The organism is Aeromonas aquatilis (genome assembly GCF_054052405.1).
In genome coordinates, this window is sequence record NZ_JBSTYP010000130.1 from 1 (window position 1) to 2,086 (window position 2,086).

General features: G+C 56.4%; 1 protein-coding gene. It reads right to left on the bottom strand.

Features of this window, described 5'->3' with window-relative positions:
• Positions 1–1,956 (bottom strand): DUF5801 repeats-in-toxin domain-containing protein (locus ACW5W8_RS23555; protein ID WP_498630839.1); only part of this gene is annotated, 1,956 nt, incomplete at its 3' end.
• Positions 1,957–2,086 lie beyond the last annotated feature (130 nt).

The following is a 2,086-nucleotide window of genomic DNA, read 5'->3' on the forward strand; positions in this document are numbered from 1 at the left end:
CCCATCGGCGCCAAAGCTGCTGGTGAACAGGCTGGCATAGCTGGTGCTGGCATTGAGTGACAGGTTGCTTTCGTCCACCTGCAGACTGTCGTTGGTCGCACTGCCGGCACTGATACTCGGGCTATCGTCTTTGAAGCTGATGACCTTACCGATATCCAGAACCCCGCTTGCGTGATCCCCATCCTTATCGGTGACGGTCAAAGTCAAATTAACGTGGCCAGAGCCCAAAAAGGTGGCTTCATCAGGATCAGAGGTTGGGTGAACTACAGCCCGCAGCTGATCAAGGGTCACCTTGCCACTACTGTCGACGGTGAGGCTAAATACCAGTTGGCCAGTTGTGGCCGTACGACCTTCGAGGATCGCACCATTCATGCTCAGCTGAACTTGCTCACCAGTGGCGGTATCAATCAGACCAGAGTTGGCATTTTGTACATTCAGGCTATAGCTCTGGGATCCCAGACCATCTGCCCCCGGCTGTACATTGAACACACCACTAAAGTCAGCTGTTACATCTTGATTGAGGTTGGACTCATCGACCTGCAACTGCACAGCTCCGCCCCAAGTCACAGTGGTGCTGACGTCGTTGTAGTCATAATCCGAGTTGAGGGTCATATCCTCCCAATTCTGGTTGCCTGCGCTACCAGTATCCTGCAAATGTGAACCACCAGGGTTGAGGCTCGCATCGCTGAACACGATGTTGGCACCATCAGCACCACTCAACGCAGTTCTGCCAACGAATGCTTGCCACTTGCCATTAATAAACTGGAAAGTGACCGCGGCACCATCTACAAGACCGGGATTGGCACCTCCATTGGGGATAACAAAGAACCCGGTATGAGCAGGATCCAGCGAACTGATATCTGTCTGGCTTCCCACACTCTGACTGTGAACATTGGCCCAGATGACTTTGCCGGACAACGGGGTGCCATCATCACCTTTGATGTAATAGCCATAGCTATTTGAATAACCGGCGTTGCTACCCAGGAAGGTGACTGAGGAAGTCAGGGACAGCTCACCCACCTGGATTGTCGGCGTATCATCGTTAATGGTGACGGCAAGTACGCCGCTGGCACTATCCCCGTCACCATCTGCCACCTTGTAGCCCACATTGAGGGTGAGATTATCTTCGGTATCAACCCCTGTGTGCATCAAGGGCTGCAGAAGTTTCACCGAGTAGGCACCAGTGCTCGGGTTAGTAATGGTGACCGTCATCAAGAGACCGCGAGTGGAACTGATAGACAAGGTTCCACTTTGGGCATCCCACGTTGAGGTCACACTTTCACTTCCCAACGCAGTAGGCCCGGAGAGTTCAAGCGATTTGAGGCCATCAGCCCCGGCCTGATAAGCCAGATTGCCCGTGACGCTGGTATTGGCCCCTGCAACATCACCAGAACCGCCATTGATCCCGCCAACAAGGCCTTCATCGTCAAGTACCAAGGCAGCCTGAACATTGCTTGCTTTGGGGCCGTCATCCTCGAAGCGGAACACACCGTTGGCGCCAAGGTCTACAGATGCACTGGCACGGTCGCCATCAGCATCGGTCACGGTCTGCACCAGCGTCAGCACGCCCTGACCCACGCTCAGCGTCACGCTGTCATCTGCACTGGTGGTGTTGCCATGCCAGACGTTGTCCAGCAGAGCCAAGGTCACTTCCCCGGTGGTCGGGTCGATGGTCAGGGTGAAGTAGCTCACTGCACCGACACTGCCGGTGATGACGTTGCCCACCTGATTGAGCACGATGGCCGCACCCTGGCCATTGGCAGCCAGCGGGTCAACCGCATACAGGCCGCTCGCCACGTTGTTGCCGGTCAGTGCCAGGCTGTAGCCGATACTGCCTTTCCCATCCGCCCCGAAGGCCGAGTTGAACTGGGCCTGCACATTGGCGCCACTCAGGGTGGCACTGGCCACTCCGTCACCGCCAACACCGCCCAGACTGACCAGGCTTTCATCTACCATCGCACCAAGACGCGGCGCATCGTCTGCAAGCACAACACGCGGCACATCATCTTCAACCTTGATGGCAAAGCTACCCGCCGGGAAGCCACCTGTCAGCGGGTCACCGTCACCGTCGGTGGCGGTCAGTACG